This window comes from Arthrobacter sp. Soil736 (genome assembly GCF_001428005.1).
Taxonomy (GTDB): Bacteria; Actinomycetota; Actinomycetes; order Actinomycetales; family Micrococcaceae; genus Arthrobacter.
Genome location: NZ_LMSB01000019.1, coordinates 80094 through 102419, shown reverse-complemented (window position 1 = coordinate 102419; position 22326 = coordinate 80094). Strand labels below are relative to the sequence as shown.

Genomic DNA, 22326 nt, shown 5'->3' with positions numbered 1-22326 from the left:
CCATCCCTCATCGTCACCGCCGTGCCCGTAGCGGCCCGTGATTTCGCGAGCGTTTCTCAAATGAGGCATGCACCCCGTTTCGCGAGCACTATTGGTGAGTCTCGTCGGCGTCTTTCAGATCGGCGCCCAACAAACTATCCTTAGATATACAAAGATTTCGAACGTCTGGACATGTGTGGATCACCTGACCCGCCCGCGTCCGTATGCTTGGATCCATGGATCTGCCAATGTCGGGAGGCCGGGAACCTGTACAGCATGCCGGTCGTTGACGTGGCAGAAAGAACTGGTCCCGACCAGTCCGGACGTTGGCCTACTTAAGGAGGTCGTGATGCCGCTCTCGGAGCACGAACAGAAGCTGCTCGAGCAACTCGAGAGGCAACTGCATGAGGACGATCCCAAGTTTGCCAATTCCATGGGCTCGGATCCGGGCCGCACATGGTCTACCCGGCACATTGTGATTGGCGTACTGGCCACGCTGGTAGGAGTTTTGCTCCTCCTCGTGGGGGTTTCCCTGCAGAACATCTTCGTCGGTGTCCTCGGATTTGTCGTCATGGGGGCCGGGGTCTACTTTGCCACGATGCGCAGCGCTGCGGCGGGCAAGGCAAAGACTGCCGGACGGGGCAAGAAGTCAAAAGGCAAGAGTTCCTTCATGAACAGCCTCGAAGAGCGCTGGGACGAAAGGCGCCGCGGGGAGTCCTGAGCCTTCCGGCACTCCACTTCGCACCACCTCCACTTCGCACCACCTCGATTTCTGCGCAGCCTCCACTTAGCGTCACCGGTTCACGACCAGGCCTGAACAAGAGACCCGCTTCCGGCGGGTCTTTCGTTTTTAACCCTGGAGTTTCCGGCCCTGGACTGCCGCGACGTCCGGCCGGCGCATCCGGTCCGTCGCCGGGCCTGTGGCTCGTGGAATGGAAGGGGCCGGTCGTTGCTGCCGCTTCCGTGCCGGCGCGACGATTTTCCCTCCACTTCCCACCCCCGCGCGAAACCCGCGATATTTAGCGGAACAAGTTTGTCCAACCGACAGAGAAATACCCGTGTTGCGTTGACGGGGGGGTGAAGTGGAGTAAAGTGGAGCCGGTAAGAGGGTAGTGGCAGCGCGGGGGTTGTTCGGCTTCTGACGGCAGACGGGCGGTGGGGACGTGTTCCTGGGGACACACTCGCCGCGTCTGGACGAAAAGGGGCGGATCATTCTTCCTGCGAAGTTCCGTGAGGAGCTTGCCGGCGGACTTGTTCTCACGCGAGGCCAGGAGCGCTGCATCTACGTCTTCAGCGAGCAGGAATTCGCGAACGTTCACGAGCAGATCCGGGAGGCTCCCATCTCCAATAAGCAAGCTCGTGACTACATCCGGGTCTTTCTCTCTGGAGCCTCGGACGAGGTGCCTGACAAGCAGGGGCGCGTGACTATCCCTCCCGCGCTCCGGGAGTACGCAGGGCTTGGCAGGGAGCTGGCAGTGATCGGTGCCGGCACCCGCGCTGAGATCTGGGATGCCCACGCCTGGAATGAGTACCTCGCGGAGAAGGAAACCTCCTTCTCCGAAACCGACAACCCCATCGCCGGCATTCTCTAAGATGCCGGCACGAAACATCCCACCCTGTTTCTTGGACGAGATCTCCAGCCGCCCATCCAATCGACTTCCTGGCTCACTTCCCCGGAGCCAGGCCGCCATGAGGATAGGCGCGGATGGGGATCTGGCCCAAGAAACCACGCGAGGCGCTCCAGGAAGGACGAAGGTATGAACGAACACGACCAGGCCAAACCTACGTCCGAACGCCATGTGCCGGTCCTGAAGGACCGGTGCATTAATCTGTTGGCACCGGGATTCGAAGCAGCACGCCAGCGGGGCGAGACCCCGGTGGCCATTGACGCCACGCTGGGCATGGGCGGACATTCCGAGGCGATGCTCCAGCGCTTCCCGGACCTCCACCTGATCGGGATTGACCGGGATGAAGAAGCGCTGGCCCTGGCCGGTGAGCGCCTCAAGCCCTTCGCCGCCCGCACGGACCTTGTCCATGCGGTCTACGACGAAATCGCCGATGTCCTGGCGGACCTCGGCATTCCCGAGGTCCACGGCATCCTGATGGACCTCGGCGTCTCCTCCCTGCAGCTCGATGAGCGCGAACGGGGCTTTGCCTACTCCTTCGACGCGCCCCTGGACATGCGGATGGACACCAGCCGCGGGCAGACGGCGGCGGACGTGGTCAACAACTACAGCGAAGAGGACCTGGTCAGGATCATCCGCAAGTGGGGCGAGGAGAAGTTCGCCGGCCGCATTGCCAACCGGATTGTCGCGGCCCGGGCCGTGAAGCCTTTCGCCACCACCGGCGAACTGGTGGAAACCATCCGGGCTGTTGTTCCGGCGGGGGCTGCCAAATCCGGCGGGCACCCCGCGAAGCGAACGTTCCAGGCGCTCCGGATCGAGGTCAACGAGGAACTCGAAGTTCTCGAGCGTGCGGTCCCGGCGGCGGTGGAAGCCATCGCCCTGGGCGGTCGGATTGTCGTCATGTCGTATCACTCCCTGGAGGACAAGATCGTCAAAAGCGTCTTCCAGGCGCGTTCCAAGTCGTCCGCTCCGCTCGGATTCCCGGTGGAGCTCGAAGAGCACAAAGCCGAACTCAAGACCCTGACCAAAGGCACCGAGGTGCCTACCGCCGTCGAGATCGCGGAGAATTCGCGCGCAGCTTCAGCCCGGCTGCGCGCCGTGGAACGCATCAGAGCCAGGAGAGCCGCATGAGCACCGCAGCTGTCAAGAACCTCACCCTCACGTCCGGCCGGAGCGTTCAGGAGGAAAGCGCACGCAAGGCGCGGACCCCGCTGTCGCTGGTCCGCTCGATGCCCAGGAAACGCCGTGCTCCCTTCGTGGTTCTCTGCTTTGGGATGCTCGCGGTGGCGCTCATGGCGGTCCTGGTCCTCAATATCTCCGTGTCCACGGCCCAGTATCAGCTCGTAAAGCTCCGCAGCGAGCAGACGGCGCTCACGAAGCAGAACCAGGATCTGACACAGCAGGTCCAAAACTTCGAGGCTCCCCAGAATCTCGCTGCCAAGGCCTCACAATTGGGCATGGTTGCTTCCACCGGCAAGGGCCAGATTGATCTGTCCACATTGACTGTCAGCGGAAAGGCCAAGCCGGCGGTCAAGGGCGACTCCGCAGGTGCCGTGATTGCCGCTCCGGCAGTCCCGGGCCAGCTGAACGTTGTCCCGCCGGCGAGCACCAACGATCCGCTGGAAAGCAGGAGGCCCGCGGGCAGCGGGAAGGCCGAGGACAGCAAGAAGTCCGCGGACAGCAAGAAGGCTAAGACCCCCGCGGCTGCAGCGAAGCCGGCGGCGGTCCTCAACGGAGGCACCATCCCGGCGCCGGAACAAAAAGCACCGGGGCAGTAACTGGGACGGATGCGGCGACTAGCCGGCAAGGCAGGCAGTAAGGGATGATCGTGGCGCAAGGCACCGGCAAGGCAGGCAGGCAGAAAGTCCCAAACGCCACTAAGAGACTCCGCCTCGGCCTGAGCATCATGCTGGCCCTGCTCCTCGTGGTCGGCGGAAAGCTCTTCCTGGTCCAGGGCCTCGACGTCGGCGGCATGGCTGAAGCCGCCCTTGATAACCGGTTGCGGCCCACCGTGCTCCCCGCGGAGCGCGGTAGCATTGTCGATGAAAACGGCACGGTGCTGGCCAACAGCGTCATCCGCTACAACATCACGGTTGACCAGGCTGTCAACACCAAGACGGAATCCTTCAAGCGGCTTGAAACGGTAAACGGCAAGGAAGAGCTGGTTACGGTATCCCGGGACCAGGGGATTTCCGAGCTCGCCGACGTCCTGGGCATGGATACACAGGACGTCCGGAAGGCCGTCACGGGTGAGCGGACCTACTACGTCGTGGCAAAGGACCTCAAGCCAGACGTCGAGGACCGCGTGTCCAATCTGCAGATCCCCGGCATCCTCTCCGAAGGAACCAGCAAGCGCGTCTACCCCAACGGTTCGGTGGCCGGCGGCATCGTGGGCTTCCTGGAGAACGGCACCACAGGCCAGGCCGGACTGGAACAGACCCAGGACGAAATCCTGAGGGGGACTCCGGGCAAGCGCCTGTTTGAGATCGGCGCCGACGGCCTCCGCATCCCGGTGGGAGTGGACCAGCTGACACCGGCGCAGGACGGCAAGGACGTCAAACTCACCCTGAACTCCGATATCCAGTACTTCGCGCAGCAGGCGATCCAGAGCCAGTCGGACAAGCTCAGCGCCGAATGGGGCGTCATCATCGTGTCCGACGTGAAGACCGGCAACATCATTGCGATGGCGGATACCAACGCCCCTGATCCCAACGATCCCGGCAAGGTGGCGGCGAAGGACCGGGGCGTGCGGTCCGTGACCGCAGCGTACGAGCCCGGATCCGTGGAGAAGCCACTCACAACCGCCGCGCTGATCCAGGAAGGCAAGTCCAGCCCGCTGGACACCTTCACGATCCCGCCGTCCCTGGTGATCGACGGCCAGCAATTCGATGACGCGTTTTCCCACGGAACAGAGAAACGGACCCTCGCCGGCATCATCGGCTACTCCATGAACACAGGAACCGTGATGGCGGGCAGCCGCCTGACCAGGGACCAGCGGCATGACTGGCTGCAGAAGTTCGGCATCGGGGAGGCGCCGGACATCGGACTTCCCGCTGAAGCGAAAGGCATTCTGACTCCGGCGGCGCAGTGGGATGACCGACAGCAATACACTGTCCTGTTTGGCCAGGGCGTGTCCCAGTCGACGTTGCAGACCGTGCGTGCTTACCAGACAATTGCCAACGACGGAGTCATGCTGCAGCCGCGGCTTATCGATAGCTACATCAGTCCGGACGGCAGCGAAGAGAAGGTGCCGGCCAAACCGTCCCGCCAGATCGTCTCCAAAAACACAGCCAAACAGGTCCGGGACATGCTTGAAAGCGCCGTGACCGAGGGCGAAATCAAGGAAGCGGCCCTCGACGGTTACCGGGTCGGCGCCAAGACAGGAACATCCGAATCGCCATGCGACGACGGAACAGCCGGGTTCTGCGGCTACACCGCTTCTATCCTGGGAATGGCGCCGATGGACGATCCGCGGTTTATTGTTGAGGTGGTCCTGCAGCGGCCCAAGGGATCCATTTATGGAATCACCAACGGGCCTGTGTTCCGCTCGGTCATGAGCCAGGTACTGCGGACGTACAACGTTCCGCCGTCCACCGGTGAACCGGCCAGGCTGCCGCAGTACGCCAAGTAGCACGCCCGCTAACAAAGACCGCGGCGCACCTGAACAAACCGTTCTGTCGTGTCCGTTGGTCCACTAGTACCAACGGAGATCCACTTGTCAGAGCACAATGCCCCCGGCACTGCCGATGCCCCGGACGGAGAGGAGTCCCTCAGCGGATTCCGGCCCACGGCCGTCGCCGCAGTCGAGCTGGGTGTCATCGGCCAGTCGGTCGGTGTCACTGTGGCCGGAGCCTCGGCGTCAGTCCCCGTTACCGGCATCTCGCTCAATTCGCGCACGGTGGAGCGGGGAGACCTGTACGTCGCATTGCCCGGTGCGGCCCGCCACGGCGCCGACTTCGCCACTCCGGCGATCGAAGCCGGAGCGGTTGCCGTCCTGACGGACGACGCCGGCGCCCGGCTCCTCGCATTGTCGCCCGATATCTCCGTGCCCGTGCTCGTAGTGGACCAGCCACGCGCGGTGGTGGGACGGCTTTCCGCGCTGATCTACCGAAGCCAGGCCGCTGACAGCCCTTCCCCCGCGCTCTTCGGCGTCACGGGCACCAATGGCAAGACGACCACGACGTACTTTGTCAACGCCCTGCTGCAGGCACTGGGCAAGAAGACCGGACTGATCGGCACCATAGAGATAGTGGCCGGCGGCAAACCGATTCCCAGCCTCCTCACCACGCCTGAGTCCACCGACATCCATGCCCTGCTCGCCCTGATGCGGGAGCGCGGCCTGGATGCAGCGTCCATGGAAGTGTCCTCGCACGCCGTGTCCTTCCGCCGCGTGGACGCCGTGGTCTTTGACGTCGTCGGATTCACCAACCTGACCCAGGACCACCTGGACCTGCACGGCACCATGGACGACTACTTCCGGACCAAGGCAGAGCTTTTCACCGCGGAGCGCGCCCGCGCCGCCGTCGTGACGGTCGACGACGAATGGGGACGCCGTCTCGCCGCCGAGGCAGGGCTCCCGGTCACCACCCTCGGCACCCTGCAGCCGGGCGGCCGGCAGACGGGCACGGTTGAGGCGCCCGACGCCGACTGGATCGTGGCCGATCCGCGGCCAAGGGGCCTTGGCACGGAATTCACCCTCCGCGGCAGGACCGGCACGGAGCTGCGCGTCCACACGGGGCTGCCCGGCGCATTTAATGTCTCCAACGCCGCTCTGGCGCTTGCCATGGTGCTGGCAGGCGGTGCGGATGCGGCAGACGTCCAGGCGGCGCTGGACACCAGCGACCCCTTCACCGTGGCCGTGCCGGGCAGGATGCAGCTCGTGTCCGCAAAGCCCGCAGCCGTGGTGGACTTCGCGCACAATCCCGATGCCTTGGCGCGTGCCCTCGAGGCCGTCCGGTCCACGGACCCCGCCTCCAAGGTCATCGTGGTTTTCGGCGCCACCGGACAGCGCGACCAGGGGAAGCGGCCGGCCATGGGAGCCATAGCGGCCCGGCTTGCCGACGTCGTGATCATCAGCGACGACGACCCCCACGATGAGGACGCCGCGGCGATCCGTGCGGACGTGCTGGTCGGAGCAACCGACGCCAAAGAGGCAGAACAGCTCGATTGCCGCATCATGGAGGTCTTCCCCCGCGACGCCGCCATCCGAGAGGCAGTCGAATTGGCGGCTCCGGAGGACACCATCCTCATAGCCGGGCGCGGACACGAAGTATGGCAGGAGGTCAAGGGAGTCAACCTTGCCCTCGACGACAGGGTGGAGCTCCGGAACGCCTTGACGGCACGAGGATTCACCGTTCTTGAAGACGACCGGATAGAGTCCTAGACCGACATGATTGCACTAACTGCGGCGGAAATCGCCGAAATCACCAACGGCCGCCTGCTTGCCGACCCCGACGTCACCCCGGGATCCGTGGTGACCGACTCGCGCGAAGCCATCAACGGTTCGCTGTACGTGGCCAAGGCGGGCGAAAACGCTGACGGTCACGCGTTCGTGGGCGCGGCGTTCGCCAAAGGCGCTGTGCTGGCCCTCGCCGAACGCGAAATCGCCGATGACGCCGGCCGGATATATCCGTCGGTGATCGTCGACGACGCCGTACTGGCCATGGGCGCCATGGCAGCGGAGCAGGTCCGGCGGATCCGGGCCCGCCGCGAGGCCACCGGCGAACAGCTCACCGTCATCGGCATCACCGGTTCGGCAGGCAAGACCACCACGAAGGACCTGCTGGCCGGGATCCTCTCCACGGAAGCCAACACGGTGTCGCCCCGGGGGTCGTACAACGGTGAGGTGGGAGTTCCCCTCACCGTGTTCCAGGCAGGTTTCGACACCCGGTTCCTCGTCATCGAAATGGGCGCCACCGGCATCGGGCACATCCGGTACCTGGCCGAGATGGTCGCCCCGGAGATCGGCGTCGTGCTGGGCGTGGGAACGGCACATGCCGGCGAATTCGGCGGCGTCGAGAATATTGCCGCCGCCAAGGGCGAGCTCGTGGAAGCACTAAGCGCCACCGGTACCGCCGTCCTGAACCTGGACGATCCGCGGGTTGCCGCCATGGCGAAGCGCACTCCCGCCGCCGTGCTCGGCTTCTCTGCCCGGAATGCCGAAGCCAGCGGACCCGTTGTCCGTGCCGAACACCTGGACACGAACGCGTCCGGCCACCCCGAGTTCGACCTTGAACTGCCGGGGGAGGCGGCTGTCCGGGTGAGCAGCAGGCTTATCGGAGAACACCATGTCTCAAACCTGCTCGCGGCAGCAGCCGCCGCGCATGCTGCCGGCATCCCGGCCGCACACATCGGCGATTCACTCAGCTCGCAGGCCGCCGCCAGCCGCTGGCGCATGGAACGGACGGAGCGGCCAGACGGCGTCACCGTCATCAACGACGCATACAATGCCAACCCTGAATCCATGCGGGCAGCACTCCGGACCCTTGCCGACCTCGGCCAGGGGCGCCGGACCTGGGCCGTCCTCGGAGCCATGCTCGAACTTGGCGAGGATTCCATCCGCGAGCACACCGCCGTGGGCACCCAGGTGGTCCGGCTCAACATCTCACGCCTGGTGGTAGTGGGGCGGGAGGCGCGGTCGCTGTACGTATCGGCCGTCCAGGAAGGGTCCTGGGGCGACGAATGCGTCTTTGCGGAGACCGCGGACGAAGCCTATGACCTGCTCCAGGCGCAGCTCGAACCCGGCGACCTGGTGCTGTTCAAATCCTCTAACAGCATCGGACTTCGCCATTTGGGCGATCGGATAGCATTGCCCCCACAAAACCGCGCAACTGCCAACGAAGGGAGCGAGCTGCTGTGATTGCACTTCTTATCGGCGCTGGCCTGGCCCTGCTGATGGCATTGGTAGGAACTCCGCTGTTCATCCGTCTGCTGGTCCGCAAGGGCTACGGCCAGTTCATCCGGGACGACGGCCCCACGTCACACCACACAAAGCGCGGCACGCCCACCATGGGCGGCGCCGTCGTTGTGGGGGCGGTCCTGGCCAGCTACGGACTGACGCACCTCATCATGTGGCTCCTGAACCCCAGATCGGCGGGCCCGTCGGCGTCCGCCCTGCTCCTCCTGTTCCTCATGGTGGGCATGGGCCTGGTCGGTTTCCTGGACGACTTCATCAAGATCTCCCGCCAGCGCAGCCTCGGCCTGAACGCCAAGGCCAAGCTGATTCTCCAGGCCGCCGTGGGCGTCATCTTTGCCGTGCTGGCGCTGTACTTCCCGGACCCGGACGGGCTCTCCCCGGCGTCCACCAAGATTTCCCTGGTCCGCGACATCCCGTGGCTGGACCTCGCCTTCGGCGGCTCGGTGCTCGGCGCGATCCTCTTTGTGCTCTGGTCCAACCTGATCGTCACCGCCGCCACGAACGGCGTCAACCTGACGGACGGGCTGGACGGACTGGCCGCGGGCGCCGCGGTGATGGTCTTCGGCGCATACACCCTGATGGGCATCTGGCAGAGCAACCAGGCGTGTGGTTCGCCCCGCCAGGCCGGGAGCGGCTGTTACTCCGTGCGGGACCCGCTGGACCTCGCGCTGCTTGCCGCCATCATGAGCGCGGCGCTGGTCGGCTTCCTGTGGTGGAACACCTCACCCGCCAAGATCTTCATGGGCGACACAGGATCCCTGGCCATCGGCGGGGCCATCGCCGGGTTCGCCATCCTGTCGCGCACCGAACTGCTGCTCGCCTTCATCGGTGGCCTGTTCGTGCTCATCACGCTCTCGGTCATCATTCAGGTGGGCTACTTCAAGATCACCAAGGGCAAGAGATTCTTTAAGATGGCTCCGTTGCAGCACCACTTCGAACTCAAGGGCTGGGCGGAAGTCACCGTCGTTGTCCGGTTCTGGATACTGGCCGGACTTTTCGTGGCCGCGGGTCTGGGCATCTTCTACGCAGAATGGGTGGTCCTGCTGTGAGCAGCAACGAATCCGCCGCCGACAGGCTCAAAGACCTCGTCAGCTGGGACTCCGACTGGGCCGGACTTCGCGTGGTGGTCACCGGAATCGGCGTCTCAGGCTTCGCTGCTGCGGACACACTGATTGAGCTGGGAGCCCGTGTGGTGGTGGTGGATGCCTCCGCCACCGACATCGCCAACGCCAAGGCGGATACCCTCAGGATCGTCGGAGCCGTGGATGTTCTGCTGGGCGAAAGCGCCGTCCGCTCCGTGCCGAAGATCGACGGAATGAAGCCGGACCTGATCGTGACGTCGCCGGGCTGGCGGCCGGACCAGGCCCTGCTGGCGGCCGCCAAGCGCGCGCACATCCCGGTGTGGGGCGACGTCGAGCTCGCCTGGCGCCTGCGCGTCCGCGAGGGCCGCAAGACGGCTGACTGGCTGACCATCACCGGCACGAACGGAAAGACGACGACGGTCGGCCTGACCGAATCGATGCTGCGCGCAGCCGGGCTCAAGGCCCTGGCCGTCGGAAACGTGGGCACCCCCATCCTCGACGCCCTTCGGGATCCGGTCGAATACGACGTCCTGGCGGTGGAGCTTTCCAGCTTCCAGCTGCACTGGTGCGAATCCGTGTCCGCCGTGGCGAGTGTCTGCCTCAACGTGGCCGAGGACCACGTGGACTGGCACGGCTCGTACACGTCGTACCTCGCCGACAAGGCAAAGATTTACGAACACACCCAGAAAGCCTGCATCTACAACGCCGAGCAGATCGAAACCGAACGCATGGTGGAGAACGCGGATGTCGTGGAAGGCTGCCGCGCCGTCGGCTTCACCACCCTCACCCCGGCCATCAGCATGCTGGGCGTCGTCGAGGGCCTGCTGGTGGACCGGGCGTTCATCGCCGAGCGCAAGGACAGCGCTGCCGAGCTGGCGTCGATGTCGGATCTCGGACCGGTGGCTCCGCGCCACATGGTGGCCAACGCGCTGGCGGCCGCCGGGCTGGTGCGGGCCTACGGGCTCAAGCCCGAGCATGTCAGGCAGGGGCTGAGGGCCTACATTCCGGGAAGCCACCGCATCCAGCCCGTGGCCAAGCAGAACGGCGTGCTCTGGATCAACGACTCAAAAGCCACCAATCCGCACGCCGCAGCCGCATCACTGTCCGCCTTCGACCCGGTGGTCTGGATCGCCGGCGGCCTGTCCAAGGGCGTCAACTACGACGAACTCGTGCGCGACAACTCCGGCCGGCTCAAGGGCGTGGTGCTCATCGGCACCGACACGGCGGCACTGGAAGACTCCCTGCAGCGACACGCTCCCGATGTCCCCGTCATACGGCCGGCCACGGGCCACACTGAAATGGTGCAGCCTGCCGGAACCGGACATGACGCCGCGCCGGCTTCGCCAGAGACCGGTGAGGAAGTGATGGCACGGGCCGTCGCTTCGGCGGCGCAGCTTGCCACCTCGGGTGACACTGTGCTCATGGCCCCGGCGGCTGCTTCCATGGATCAGTTCTCTTCCTATGCTCACCGTGGCGACGCCTTCATCGAAGCAGTCCGCGAGCTCGTGGAAGGGCAGGCCCAGACCGGCAAGGAGTAAGAATGGTCAGCACGCCCACACGTCCCGCGGCCGCCAGAGCGCGAACCGCGGACACGGCTCGTGGGGCTGCCGTGAAGACCGCCGGCAAAGACCCGGGGCCGAAGCCTCCTGCGGTTGCCGGGCTGCTGCGCTGGTACCGCACTTTCTGGTCAGCCCTTGAGGGAACCGGGAAGTCGCGCAACGGCTCAACGTACTACCTCATCCTTGGCACCACCCTCGCCCTGACGGCCATCGGCATCATGATGGTGCTCTCGGCATCCAGCGTGGAGGCCATCGCGGCGGGGGAGTCGCCCTACACGGCTGCCCTCAAGCAGGGGCTGTTCGCGGGGATCGGCATCTTCCTGATGTTCATGCTGTCCCGGATCAACGTGGTCTGGCTGAAGCGCCTTGCGTGGCCGGGCATCATCCTGGCGTACGGCCTGCTCGGGCTGGTCCTGTTGATCGGCACCAGCGTCAACGGCAACAAGAACTGGATCGAGGTGGGCCCGTTCTTCACCCTGCAGCCGTCCGAGGCGGCCAAGCTTGCCCTGGCGCTGTGGATGGCCACGGTGCTGGCCAAAAAATCGCGGCTGCTCCAGCGTTGGCAGCATGCCGTCATCCCGGTGGTCCCGCTCGCGCTGGGCGTCATCGGACTGGTTCTTGCCGGCAACGACCTTGGCACCGGCATGATCATCATGATGATCATGGCCGCGGCCCTGTTTTTCGCCGGCGTGCGGCTGTACCTGTTCGGCTTCGCGGCGATCGCCGGCATGGCAGCGACGGCGGTCATGGCCATGACCAGCTCAAACCGCATGTGCCGCATTACCTCGTGGTGGACGGGACAGTCCTGCGGTGACGGCACCGACGCCAACTACCAGTCAACCAACGGCCTGTACGGGCTGGCCTCCGGCGGCTGGTTCGGCGTCGGGCTCGGGCAGAGCCGGCAGAAGTACAGCTGGATCCCCGAAGCCCACAACGACTTCATCTTCGCCATCATCGGCGAGGAACTCGGGCTGGTGGGGACCGTCGTCGTACTGATTCTCTTCGCCATCCTGGGCGCCGCGATCTACCGTGTGGTGGTGGCGCAGGAGGACCTGTTCCACCGGGTCCTCGCAGGCACCATCATGGTGTGGCTGCTGGGCCAGGCAACGGTCAACATGGCAGTGGTCACAGGCCTGGTCCCGGTGATTGGTGTTCCGCTGCCGTTCATTTCCTACGGCGGATCGGCCCTGCTCATGTCGCTCTGCGCAATCGGCGTAGTGTTGTCACTGGCCCGGGTCCAGATGGCGCCCAACCTTCGGCCCCGGAAACTGCTCGGCCCGCTCCGGAAGCCCGGACGCAAGAAACCCCGTACGAAAGCGTAAACAGCACCTGATGAAAACCGAGTCATTGTCCGTGGTCCTCGCCGGCGGCGGAACGGCAGGCCATATAAATCCGCTACTGGCCATCGCCGCCGCCATCCGTGATGCGCGTCCCGATGCCCGGCTGCTGGCCGTGGGAACCTCCGCCGGCATGGAGACCCGGCTGGTTCCGGCCGCGGGCCTGGAGCTCGCCACCATTGACCGTGTCCCGTTTCCGCGCCGGCCCTCCGTGGACCTCCTGCGCCTGCCCGGCCGCCTGGCCGGTGCCGTGAAGCAGGCCGGACGCATCCTCGATGACGCCAAGGCGGACGTCCTCGTTGGAGTCGGGGGTTACGTCTGCACGCCGATGTACCTGGCCGCCTGGAGGCGCAGGATTCCGATCGTCATCCACGAAGCCAACACCCGGCCCGGCCTGGCCAACAGGGTGGGTGCGCGGCTGAGCAGGCACGTGGCCGTGGCCTTCGCCGGCACGCCGCTGAAGAACGCCCGGCATGTCGGCATGCCGATGCGCCGTGAAATCTCCGCGCTGGTCCGGGCCACCGCGCGCGACAACGCCATCGGCGCCCTGGGCCTGCAGCCGGACAAGCCGGTGCTGATCGTGACCGGCGGCTCGTCCGGAGCCCAAAGCATCAACCGGACGGTGGCCGCCTCCCTCCAGGCCTTGGCGGACGCAGGAATTCAGACGCTCCACATCACCGGACGTGGAAAGTCGGTTGAGGACAGCGGAGGCAATCCCCTGCAGGCCGACGGCTACCGGCAGCGCGAATACGTGGACGGCATGGAAACGGTCTACGCCGCGGCGGACCTGCTGCTCGCCCGGGCCGGAGCGGCCACGGTGAGCGAGGTGGCCGCCGTCGGCGTTCCTGCAGTCTTCGTGCCGCTGCCCATCGGCAACGGCGAGCAGGCACTGAACGCGGACGGACTCGTGAAGGCCGGGGGCGCCCTGATGGTGGCGGACCGGGACTTCACCCCCGACTGGGTCCGGACCCAGCTCATTCCGCTGCTCACGGACCGGGCCAGGCTCGGCTCCATGGCGGCGAACTCCGAAAACCTCGGCATCAGGAATGCCGATCGGCTCATGGCCGATCTTGTACTGGAAGCGGTATCCAAATGACCAGCAACGGCCCACTTCGCCAGGACGCGCTTGGCCGCGTGCACTTCATCGGGATCGGCGGGGTGGGCATGTCCGCCGTGGCCAGGATTATGGTGGCCCGCGGCGTGCCGGTGAGCGGATCCGATGCCAAGGACCTGCCGGTGATGGCAGACCTCGCGGCAGCCGGAGCGAAAGTTTCGGTCGGGTACGCCGCGGCGAACCTGGGCGACGCCCAGACCGTCGTGGCAGGTTCCGCCATTCGCGCTGACAACCCCGAACTTGCCGCCGCGAGGGCTGCCGGGCTTCCGGTCCTGCACCGCTCCGAGGCCCTGGCGGCCACCATGGCCGACGACCTCGTGGTCACCGTGGCCGGCACGCACGGGAAGTCCACCACGACGTCCATGATCACCGTGCTGCTGCAGGGCGCCGGCCTGGATCCCTCCTTCGCCATCGGCGCCAACGTCCCGGCGCTCGGCGTCAACGCCGCGAACGGCAGTACCAACGTGTTCGTGGCTGAGGCCGACGAATCCGACGGGTCGTTCCTGAACTACCGCCCGCGGATCGCCGTCGTCACGAACGTTGAACCGGACCACCTGGACCATTACGGCACGGCCGAGGCAGTGTACGAATCGTTCGACCGCTTCACGGCCCTGCTGCCCCCGGAAGGCGTGCTGGTGGCGTGCGCGGACGACGCCGGAGCGCTGGCGCTGGCCCTCCGCACACGTGAACGCGGAAACACCCGTGTTGTCCTTTACGGCACCTCTGATGCCGCCGACCTCAGGCTGCACGACGGCGGCCCCGGCGACGTCGCGATTTCGACGGCGGCCGGGCAGTTTCCCCTCACCCTGCAGGTGCCGGGGCGGCACAACGCGCTCAACGCTGCGGCGGCGATGGCCGTGGCACTTGAACTGGGCGTCGAGGCAGGCTCCGCCGCCGCGGCCCTGGCAGGTTTCTCCGGTGCGTCCCGGCGGTTTGAGTTCAAGGGAGAGGGCAGGGGAGTGCGGGTCTACGACGACTACGCCCACCACCCCACGGAGGTCCGCGCGGCACTTGCGGCCGCCCGCTCTGTTGCCGGCACCCACAAGGTCCACGTGCTCTTCCAGCCGCACCTGTTCTCCAGGACGAGGGAATTCGCCGCGGACTTCGCCGACGCCCTCAACGCAGCCGACACCGCCCTGGTGCTGGACATCTACCCTGCCCGGGAAGATCCCATCCCCGGTGTGAGCAGCGCACTCATCGCCCAACACCTGGGTCCCGGCGGGCGCCTGGTCGAAGCCGGCGCCCCGGCCGTGGAGGCTGTCACCTCCGCCGCGCAGCCGGGGGACATCATCCTCACCGCGGGGGCCGGGGACGTGACCGCCTACGGGCCCCTCATCGTGGAGTCCCTCAGTGGCTAGCAGCCGCCGCCCCACCTACAAGCCCGTGCGGCCGGGGAGCCGGGACAAGGCGCCGGAATCGCGCGAGGCGACGCAGCCGGGCGTGATCTCGGCGTCCAAGAGCGCACCCGTGCAGCCATCCGCTCAGCCGGCCGGGCAGGCGCCTGGGAAGCAGGCGGTGGGGGAGGCGTCCGGGAAGCAGGCGGCGGGGCAGGCGTCCGGGAAGCAGGCGGCCGGGCAGGCGTCCGGCGGCAAAGCCGAACCGGGCAACGTTCTCGCCTTTCCCGAGCCCAAGGGCAAACGCCTCAGGCGCAATATCATCGTGGCGTCGTGCATCGTTGCCGCCCTTGTTGCGGGCCTGCTGCTGGCCGCGGTCTACTCCCCGGTGCTCGCCGTCCGGACGGTGACGGTCAGCGGCACCAAGCTGCTCAAACCGGTCCAGATCCAGGCGGCACTCAAACCGCTTCTGGGTACGCCGCTGCCGCAGGTGAGCGATGAGGACGTCAACGCACTGCTGAAGCCGCTCGTCCAGATCAAATCGGTGACCACCCAGGCGCACCCGCCTTCCGTCCTCGTGGTCCAGGTGCATGAGCGGGTGCCTGTGGCACTGGTCAAGCGCGGCAAAGAGTACCTGCTCGTGGATGTGGACGGCGTGCGGCTCGGCGCCACGGCCGATCCGGAATCGGTGAAGCTGCCGGTCATCGACGGCGGAGCCGGCACGATCGGCAAGGATCTGTTCCAGGCGACCACCGCGGTTCTTGGCGCGCTTCCCGCCACTGTCCTTGCCAGGCTCTCCAACGCTTCGGCCAAGTCGGTGGACGCCGTGGAACTGAAGCTCGTGGACGGCCAAACGATCATTTGGGGCAATGCGGGGGAGAGGGAGCTGAAGGCACGCGTGCTGGAGGCCCTCCTCAAGGTTCCGGCCGATCCGGCAAATCCCGTCAACATCTACGACGTCAGTGTGCCGCGGCATCCGGTGACGCGCTGAACCGCTCTATTTCGCGGTGATTAGCACGACACGCGGCGGCGGTTATTGAATGTACGAAGCATAGGAAATAGCGTCACAGATGAGTTACTTGACATAACTATAACCTTCAACTCGAAGGTTAAGGTTCGGAACTTCAAGCTCGACTCCATCAGTTTTCGCAATAGGACACGAACAAGGGACACGTAACGTGGCAGCTCCGCAGAATTACTTGGCCGTCATCAAGGTCGTCGGCATCGGCGGCGGTGGCGTGAACGCAGTCAACCGCATGATCGAGGTGGGTCTCCGCGGTGTCGAATTCATCGCCATTAACACCGATGCCCAGGCCCTGCTGATGAGCGATGCCGACGTGAAGCTTGACGTCGGACGCGAACTGACGCGCGGCCTTGGTGCCGGGGCGAACCCCGAGGTCGGCAAGCAGGCGGCCGAGGATCACGCCGACGAGATCGAGGAAGTCCTCCGCGGAGCCGACATGGTGTTCGTGACTGCCGGCGAGGGCGGCGGAACGGGAACGGGCGGCGCGCCGGTTGTTGCCCGTATCGCCCGCTCCCTCGGGGCGCTGACCATCGGCGTTGTGACGCGCCCGTTCACTTTCGAAGGCAGGCGCCGCGCGGGCTCCGCCGAGGCAGGCATTGACGCCTTGCGCGACGAAGTGGACACCCTGATCGTCATCCCCAACGACCGCCTGCTGTCCATCAGTGACCGCAACGTCTCCGTCCTGGATGCGTTCCGCTCCGCGGACCAGGTCCTGCTGTCCGGTGTCCAGGGCATCACGGATCTGATCACTACGCCGGGCCTGATCAACCTCGACTTTGCCGACGTGAAGTCGGTCATGCAGGGTGCGGGATCCGCACTCATGGGCATCGGTTCGGCGCGGGGCGAAGACCGGGCGGTCAAGGCCGCCGAGTTGGCCATCGCCTCGCCGCTGCTGGAAGCTTCCATTGACGGTGCCCACGGCGTCCTGCTTTCCATCCAGGGCGGTTCCGATCTGGGCCTGTTCGAGATCAACGAAGCAGCCCGCCTGGTGCAGGAAGTAGCCCACCCCGAGGCCAACATCATCTTCGGTGCCGTGATCGACGACGCCCTGGGCGACGAGGCGCGGGTTACGGTGATCGCCGCCGGATTCGACGACGTCAAGGCCACGTCGCCGTCCATGGACCAGTCGCTGCCGCAGTCGGCCCCGCAGCGCCCGGCAGTGCCGGCCAGCGCACCGGCCAGCCAGGCGCCGTCGAACAGCCAGCAGGTCCATGTCCACCCCGTGCACGCCGGAGTCGGCGCGGCCGGCCTGAGCAACTGGGGCCAGCACCGTCAGTCAGCGGTCCCCGCGGACTCGGGATTCGACGTCGACCTTCCGTCGGTTGTTGAGCCTGACCTGTCCGGCAGCCGCTCGGACGACCTCGATGTCCCGGACTTCCTGAAGTAGGAGGCCGCCGGACGGCACTGCCGTCCCCCCGTCCTCTGCCTGTTGCTCTCCTGATTGTCGGTGTTCTGATTGTTTTTGTGGCGTGCTGAAGTCCTGCCCGGTGTGTCTGTGGGGTTCACGGACACCGGGGCGGGCAATCTCGCATTGCACGTGGGCGACGACGCACCGTCGGTCCTTCGCCGCCGGGTGGAGCTGGAGCACGCGGCGGGCATCGCGCCCCGCCGGTTCCAGTACATGAACCAGGTGCATGGAAACCATGTCTCCGTCGTTGACGCCAGCTGTGAGGCGCCGACGGCGGATGCCATGGTGTCCCGCAGCCTGCCGCTGGCTGTCATGGTGGCTGACTGCATTCCCCTCGTTCTCGTAGGCGCCGGTGCTGCCGGCCACGTGCTGGGCGTCGTCCACGCGGGACGTCCGGGGGTTTCCGCCGGGGTCATCCCGGCCGCCGTGGAGCAGATGCGCGCCGCGGGGGCCACGGAAGTCCGTGCCTGGCTCGGGCCGTCCGTGTGCGGACGGTGCTACGAGGTGCCGCCGGAGCTGCGCGCGGACGTTGCCGCCGTCGTGCCTTCCGCCTGGTCCACCACATCCTGGGGGACGCCGGCACTCGACCTGCCCGCTGGCGCCGCGAGCCAGCTCGAATCACTGGGGGTGCCCATCGAATACCGGGGCCCGTGCACCCTCGAAAACGACACCCTGTTCAGCTACCGCAGGGATACCCAATCGGGGCGGTTCGCCGGGCTGGTCTGGGCACATGACTGAGGCGGACCAGGTGCGGGACGATCCGCGGACGGACCAGCTCCGGCAACGTCTGGAGGCCGTCAGGCGGCGGATCTCCCAGGCGACGGCGGCAGCGGACCGCAACGATGATCCTCCGCGGCTGATCGTTGTCAGCAAGTTCCACCCCGCCGAGGACGTGCGCCGGCTGGCCGGGCTCGGAGTGACTGACTTCGGCGAGAACCGCGACCAGGAGGCATCGGAGAAGGCGTCCATGCTCGTGGAGCTGGACCTCAGGTGGCACTTCGTCGGCCAGCTCCAGAGCAAAAAAGCCAAGACCGTGGTCCGGTATGCCCATGCCGTCCACTCGGTGGACCGGCCGCAGCTCGTGGCGGCGCTTGAAAGGGCCATGGCAGCCGAACAGGAAAGGTCCGGGCGGGGCAGCCTCGATTGCTTTATCCAGGTGAGCCTTGAGGACGACGCCGGTGCCCACCGGGGCGGTGCAGCCCCGGCTGACGTTCCGCTGCTGGCCGAACAGCTGGAAGAAGCCGGCGGCCTTCGGCTGGCCGGCCTCATGGCGGTTGCGCCCCTGGGTGCCGATCCGGACCGGGCGTTTCAGAAACTGTCGGCGATTTCAGCACGGCTGAGGGACGATTACCCCGCGGCGACGGGGATTTCCGCCGGCATGAGCCAGGACCTCGAAGCGGCCGTGCGGTTCGGTGCGACACACCTCAGAATTGGCTCGGATATTCTCGGTTCGCGCCCTGCCGTGCGGTAGCGTCTGAGTATTGGAAGTGAATGGCGGGCATTTCCAATGCTGTCAGGACCTTTGGGCGGCCCGCTTACGGACACGATTAGGAGTCGACCATGGCCGGCGCTCTGCGCAAGACAATGATCTATCTTGGGCTCGCCGATGGCGATGAACAGTACGAGTCTGAGCTTTCCACCCAGCAAAAAGACGAGGACCACTCAATGGAGCATGACCGTCAGGAACGCCGCGCACCGGCGCCGGTCCGCGAGGTCGTCCGTGAAGTGCCACCAGCTGCCGAAGAGGAATACCGCGCACCCGTGACACCCATCAAGCGAGCGGCTTCGAGCCGCGAAGAGACGACCGGCCTGCGGCAGATCACCACGATCCACCCGCGGTCCTACAACGACGCCAAACTTATCGGTGAAAGCTTCCGGGACGGCATCCCCGTCATCATGAACGTCACCGATATGGGTGAGGCCGACGCCAAGCGCCTCGTTGACTTCTCCGCCGGCCTGGTTTTTGGCCTGCGCGGAAGCATTGAGCGCGTGACCAACAAGGTCTTCCTGCTGTCGCCGTCGTACATCGAGGTCATCGGAGACGACAAGAAGGCCAGCGAGACCACCGCCAGCTTCTTCAACCAAAGCTAAGAAGGCTCTCCGGATGCCAGGCAGGGACACCTGCCTGGCATCCGTGCTGAAATAGTGGGAGCACAAACAGGCAAGATCCACAGGACACCGCGGTATCCGGAATGAATCATGGAGATATTGGTTAGCTCATGGGAATAGTATTCGGGCTCGTCTATATCGTGCTGCTGTTTATCTTCGTGGCCCTGATTGTCCGGCTGGTCTTTGACTGGGTCCAGATGTTCGCCCGCGAATGGCGTCCCCGCGGCATTGCCCTGGTGGCGGCCCACGCGGTGTACTCCGTCACGGACCCGCCCCTGAAGGTCCTGCGGCGGCTCATTCCGCCGCTGCGGCTCGGGGGCGTCTCGCTTGACCTTGGTTTCCTGGTGCTGTTCATCGCCCTCAGCGTGGCCATGGCCTTCACCAAGACATTCGCATAATTTTCATATCAGCTTGCAGCGCAACGGCCGTTCCTGAACTGGAGCGCCGCCCGCGCGGAGAATCTCCGGTTTGACATCACCGTGTTGAATTAGAGGAACCAGACCATATTTAGGTACCGTAGTTTTGACGGCCGGAAGGCCTACTGACTAACTAGACCAACGAGGTGACCAGATGGCTTTGACGCCAGAAGACGTTGTCAACAAGCGCTTTCAGCCGACCAAGTTCCGCGAAGGCTACGACCAGGACGAAGTTGATGACTTCCTGGACGAAATCGTCGTCGAACTGCGGCGCCTGAACCAGGAGAACGACGAACTTCGCAAGAAGCTCGCCGAGGTCAGTTCGGGATCGCCCGCAGCCGCCGCAGCGGTCGCACCCGTGGTTGAAAAGGTCCCGGCGCCCGCCAAGTCGGACAAGGACGAATCGCGTGCCAAGGCCGAAGCTGAGGCCAAGGCCGCTGAACTGGCCAAGAAGAAGGAAGCCGAGCAGGCCGTCCCCGCACAGGTTCCCGCCGCCGCGGGCCAGAACGCCTCCGAGTCGGCCGCCGGCCTGCTGGCCATGGCGCAGCAGATGCACGACCGCCACGTTGCGGACGGCCAGGACCAGCGCGACAAAATCATCGCCGAAGCACAGATCGAGGCAAGCAGCCTCGTCAACGATGCCCAGGAGAAGTCCCGCAAGATCCTCGGCGCCCTGGAGCAGCAGCGGTCCGTCCTGGAGCGCAAGGTGGAGCAGCTCCGCGGCTTCGAGCGCGACTACCGCTCACGCCTGAAGGCCTACATCGAGGGCCAGCTGCGCGACCTGGACGCCCGCGGTTCTGTCGCTGCCCCTGAGGTCGGCGAAAGCAGCGCTGCCGTTTAGCACGTATTCTTGAAAGCCGGTGGCTGAGGATTCCTCGGCCACCGGCTTTTGTGATTAACAACGGTTCCCGAATGAAAGCACCATGACTGACGAACTTGCCGCTGACGCAGCGCACCCAGCCCCATCTTCACCGCGGCCACGGCGCGCCGTGCTGTTGTTCCTGTTCGCGGGCTTCGCGGCGTTCGCGTACATCTTCGATCAGCTGACCAAGCTGTGGGTCACCAGCAACATGGTCGAAGGCGAACGGATCCCCGTGCTCCCGCCGGTGCTGCACTGGTACTTCATCCGGAACTCCGGGGCCGCCTTTTCCATCGGCGAGAACGTGACCTGGGTGTTTACGATCATCATGGTCGCCGTGGCCGTCGCCATCCTGTTCCAGCTCCGCAAGCTCGGTTCGGCCTGGTGGGCGCTGGCCCTGGGCCTCCTGCTGGGCGGCGCGCTGGGCAACCTGACCGACCGCCTCTTCCGGGAGCCGTCCTTCGCCATGGGGCATGTCGTCGACTTCATTCAGCTGCCCAACTTCGCGATCTTCAACATTGCAGACTCGGCTGTTGTCTCGTCGGTGGTCATCATCTGCCTCCTGACGCTGCGGGGCATTGCCCTGGACGGGTCGCACCACCTGGTGGCCAAGCGGGACGGAGCCAAGGATGTCTGAGCGCCTCGTAGTGCCCGACGAGCTTGACGGCAGCCGGGTGGACGCCGGCCTGGCCAAGCTGATGGGCATGTCGCGGTCTCTCGCGGCCACGCTGATCGCCGAAGGGAACGTTCTCAGCGGCGGCAAACCTGTGGGGAAGTCCGCCAAACTCACGTCCGGCGCCGTGCTGCACGTGACGGTCCCGGAGCGGCGGGATCCCCTGGAAGTAGTGGAGGAAGTAGTGGAAGGCCTGAAGATTCTGCTGGACGACGACGACTTCGTGGTTGTCGACAAGCCGGTAGGGGTCGCGGCCCATCCGTCTCCCGGCTGGGTGGGGCCGACGGTCGTCGGCGGACTTGCCGGCGCCGGTTACCGCATCTCGACGTCCGGCTCCCCGGAGCGGGCGGGCATCGTCCACCGGCTCGACGTCGGAACATCCGGCGTCATGGTGGTGGCCAAATCGGAACAGGCGTACACGGCCCTCAAACGGGCCTTCAAGGAGCGCACCGTGGACAAGGTCTATCACGCCGTTGTCCAGGGCCTCCCGGACCCCCTGCAGGGAACCATCGACGCACCCATCGGCCGGCATCCGGGCCACGACTGGCGGTTCGCCGTCATCGAGGACGGCCGCCCGTCGGTCACGCACTACGAGGTCCTTGAGGCGTTCGGGAAAGCGAGCCTCGTGGAAGTGCACCTGGAGACGGGCCGGACCCACCAGATCAGGGTCCACTTCGCCGCGCTCCGGCACCCGTGTGCCGGCGACCTGACCTACGGGGCCGACCCCCGGCTGGCCGCCACGCTCGGCCTCACCCGCCAATGGCTGCACGCACGCCAACTCGGCTTCGACCACCCGCGGACGGGGGAGCGCGTGACGGTCACCAGCGACTACCCCGAGGACCTGGCGTACGCGCTCGAAGTCCTGGAGTCCGGCAAGGCCTGAACGCCCGG

General features: G+C 65.8%; 21 protein-coding genes. All 21 read left to right on the top strand.

Features of this window, described 5'->3' with window-relative positions:
- The first annotated feature begins 328 nt into the window (after nucleotides 1-328).
- On the top strand, nucleotides 329-700 hold the full coding sequence (locus ASG92_RS12705; RefSeq protein WP_056628792.1) for a DUF3040 domain-containing protein: 372 nt from the start codon (nucleotides 329-331) through the stop codon (nucleotides 698-700).
- A 442-nt stretch (nucleotides 701-1142) separates the two neighbouring features.
- The gene (gene mraZ / locus ASG92_RS12700; RefSeq protein WP_056628790.1) at nucleotides 1143-1571 is read left to right on the top strand and encodes a division/cell wall cluster transcriptional repressor MraZ; all 429 of its coding nucleotides are present in this window, start codon (nucleotides 1143-1145) and stop codon (nucleotides 1569-1571) included.
- Between the two features lie 165 nt (nucleotides 1572-1736).
- Nucleotides 1737-2735 carry a 16S rRNA (cytosine(1402)-N(4))-methyltransferase RsmH gene (rsmH, locus tag ASG92_RS12695; RefSeq protein WP_056628787.1) on the top strand — a complete coding sequence of 333 codons (999 nt, stop codon included), beginning with the start codon at nucleotides 1737-1739 and terminating at the stop codon, nucleotides 2733-2735.
- Nucleotides 2732-3382 (top strand): hypothetical protein, encoded by a 651-nt coding sequence (locus tag ASG92_RS12690; protein WP_056628783.1) that lies wholly within the window; start codon nucleotides 2732-2734, stop codon nucleotides 3380-3382. The genes rsmH and ASG92_RS12690 overlap by 4 nt, the downstream gene beginning before the upstream one ends.
- Before the next feature lie 50 nt (nucleotides 3383-3432).
- Nucleotides 3433-5235 (top strand): penicillin-binding protein 2, encoded by a 1803-nt coding sequence (locus ASG92_RS12685; RefSeq protein WP_056628801.1) that lies wholly within the window; start codon nucleotides 3433-3435, stop codon nucleotides 5233-5235.
- 84 nt (nucleotides 5236-5319) lie between these two features.
- On the top strand, nucleotides 5320-6987 hold the full coding sequence (locus tag ASG92_RS12680) for a UDP-N-acetylmuramoyl-L-alanyl-D-glutamate--2,6-diaminopimelate ligase (RefSeq protein WP_056628781.1): 1668 nt from the start codon (nucleotides 5320-5322) through the stop codon (nucleotides 6985-6987).
- A 6-nt stretch (nucleotides 6988-6993) separates the two neighbouring features.
- Nucleotides 6994-8463: a UDP-N-acetylmuramoyl-tripeptide--D-alanyl-D-alanine ligase gene (gene murF / locus ASG92_RS12675; RefSeq protein WP_056628778.1), complete on the top strand. Its 1470-nt coding sequence runs from the start codon at nucleotides 6994-6996 to the stop codon at nucleotides 8461-8463.
- Entirely contained in the window at nucleotides 8460-9569 is a 1110-nt protein-coding gene (mraY, locus tag ASG92_RS12670) for a phospho-N-acetylmuramoyl-pentapeptide-transferase (protein ID WP_056628775.1), read from the top strand. Before murF ends, mraY begins: the two co-directional genes overlap by 4 nt.
- Nucleotides 9551-11140, top strand: a complete 1590-nt coding sequence (gene murD / locus ASG92_RS12665; protein ID WP_056628771.1) for a UDP-N-acetylmuramoyl-L-alanine--D-glutamate ligase — start codon at nucleotides 9551-9553, stop codon at nucleotides 11138-11140. The genes mraY and murD overlap by 19 nt, the downstream gene beginning before the upstream one ends.
- 2 nt (nucleotides 11141-11142) lie before the next feature.
- On the top strand, nucleotides 11143-12483 hold the full coding sequence (ftsW, locus tag ASG92_RS12660; protein WP_056628768.1) for a putative lipid II flippase FtsW: 1341 nt from the start codon (nucleotides 11143-11145) through the stop codon (nucleotides 12481-12483).
- A 10-nt stretch (nucleotides 12484-12493) separates the two neighbouring features.
- The gene (gene murG / locus ASG92_RS12655) at nucleotides 12494-13594 is read left to right on the top strand and encodes an undecaprenyldiphospho-muramoylpentapeptide beta-N-acetylglucosaminyltransferase (protein ID WP_056628765.1); all 1101 of its coding nucleotides are present in this window, start codon (nucleotides 12494-12496) and stop codon (nucleotides 13592-13594) included.
- A complete protein-coding gene (murC, locus tag ASG92_RS12650; protein WP_056628762.1) occupies nucleotides 13591-14970 on the top strand; it encodes a UDP-N-acetylmuramate--L-alanine ligase in 1380 nt (459 codons plus the stop codon). The genes murG and murC overlap by 4 nt, the downstream gene beginning before the upstream one ends.
- Nucleotides 14963-15937 carry an FtsQ-type POTRA domain-containing protein gene (locus ASG92_RS12645; RefSeq protein ID WP_056628760.1) on the top strand — a complete coding sequence of 325 codons (975 nt, stop codon included), beginning with the start codon at nucleotides 14963-14965 and terminating at the stop codon, nucleotides 15935-15937. The genes murC and ASG92_RS12645 overlap by 8 nt, the downstream gene beginning before the upstream one ends.
- 187 nt (nucleotides 15938-16124) lie before the next feature.
- Entirely contained in the window at nucleotides 16125-17357 is a 1233-nt protein-coding gene (ftsZ, locus tag ASG92_RS12640; RefSeq protein ID WP_056628757.1) for a cell division protein FtsZ, read from the top strand.
- 69 nt (nucleotides 17358-17426) lie between these two features.
- Entirely contained in the window at nucleotides 17427-18116 is a 690-nt protein-coding gene (locus tag ASG92_RS12635) for a polyphenol oxidase family protein (protein ID WP_056628753.1), read from the top strand.
- Nucleotides 18109-18849 carry a YggS family pyridoxal phosphate-dependent enzyme gene (locus ASG92_RS12630; protein ID WP_056628750.1) on the top strand — a complete coding sequence of 247 codons (741 nt, stop codon included), beginning with the start codon at nucleotides 18109-18111 and terminating at the stop codon, nucleotides 18847-18849. The genes ASG92_RS12635 and ASG92_RS12630 overlap by 8 nt, the downstream gene beginning before the upstream one ends.
- Nucleotides 18850-18938: 89 nt before the next feature.
- Nucleotides 18939-19469: a cell division protein SepF gene (gene sepF / locus ASG92_RS12625; RefSeq protein WP_056628747.1), complete on the top strand. Its 531-nt coding sequence runs from the start codon at nucleotides 18939-18941 to the stop codon at nucleotides 19467-19469.
- 128 nt (nucleotides 19470-19597) lie between these two features.
- Complete coding sequence (locus ASG92_RS12620; RefSeq protein WP_056628744.1) at nucleotides 19598-19885, top strand: YggT family protein; 288 nt, start codon at nucleotides 19598-19600, stop codon at nucleotides 19883-19885.
- 172 nt (nucleotides 19886-20057) lie between these two features.
- Complete coding sequence (locus ASG92_RS12615; protein WP_056628742.1) at nucleotides 20058-20744, top strand: DivIVA domain-containing protein; 687 nt, start codon at nucleotides 20058-20060, stop codon at nucleotides 20742-20744.
- An 82-nt stretch (nucleotides 20745-20826) separates the two neighbouring features.
- Nucleotides 20827-21399: a signal peptidase II gene (gene lspA / locus ASG92_RS12610; protein ID WP_056628740.1), complete on the top strand. Its 573-nt coding sequence runs from the start codon at nucleotides 20827-20829 to the stop codon at nucleotides 21397-21399.
- Entirely contained in the window at nucleotides 21392-22318 is a 927-nt protein-coding gene (locus ASG92_RS12605) for an RluA family pseudouridine synthase (RefSeq protein WP_056628736.1), read from the top strand. The genes lspA and ASG92_RS12605 overlap by 8 nt, the downstream gene beginning before the upstream one ends.
- Nucleotides 22319-22326 lie beyond the last annotated feature (8 nt).

Bases quoted from the DNA above. Each gene is read 5' to 3' on its own strand.
- ASG92_RS12705 (WP_056628792.1), top strand. From the start codon at position 329: ATGCCGCTCTCGGAGCACGAACAGAAGCTGCTCGAGCAACTCGAGAGG.
- rsmH (WP_056628787.1), top strand. From the start codon at position 1,737: ATGAACGAACACGACCAGGCCAAACCTACGTCCGAACGCCATGTGCCG.
- ASG92_RS12690 (WP_056628783.1), top strand. From the start codon at position 2,732: ATGAGCACCGCAGCTGTCAAGAACCTCACCCTCACGTCCGGCCGGAGC.
- murF (WP_056628778.1), top strand. From the start codon at position 6,994: ATGATTGCACTAACTGCGGCGGAAATCGCCGAAATCACCAACGGCCGC.
- murD (WP_056628771.1), top strand. From the start codon at position 9,551: ATGGGTGGTCCTGCTGTGAGCAGCAACGAATCCGCCGCCGACAGGCTC.
- ftsW (WP_056628768.1), top strand. From the start codon at position 11,143: ATGGTCAGCACGCCCACACGTCCCGCGGCCGCCAGAGCGCGAACCGCG.
- murG (WP_056628765.1), top strand. From the start codon at position 12,494: ATGAAAACCGAGTCATTGTCCGTGGTCCTCGCCGGCGGCGGAACGGCA.
- murC (WP_056628762.1), top strand. From the start codon at position 13,591: ATGACCAGCAACGGCCCACTTCGCCAGGACGCGCTTGGCCGCGTGCAC.
- ASG92_RS12630 (WP_056628750.1), top strand. From the start codon at position 18,109: ATGACTGAGGCGGACCAGGTGCGGGACGATCCGCGGACGGACCAGCTC.
- sepF (WP_056628747.1), top strand. From the start codon at position 18,939: ATGGCCGGCGCTCTGCGCAAGACAATGATCTATCTTGGGCTCGCCGAT.
- ASG92_RS12620 (WP_056628744.1), top strand. From the start codon at position 19,598: ATGGGAATAGTATTCGGGCTCGTCTATATCGTGCTGCTGTTTATCTTC.
- ASG92_RS12615 (WP_056628742.1), top strand. From the start codon at position 20,058: ATGGCTTTGACGCCAGAAGACGTTGTCAACAAGCGCTTTCAGCCGACC.
- lspA (WP_056628740.1), top strand. From the start codon at position 20,827: ATGACTGACGAACTTGCCGCTGACGCAGCGCACCCAGCCCCATCTTCA.
- ASG92_RS12605 (WP_056628736.1), top strand. From the start codon at position 21,392: ATGTCTGAGCGCCTCGTAGTGCCCGACGAGCTTGACGGCAGCCGGGTG.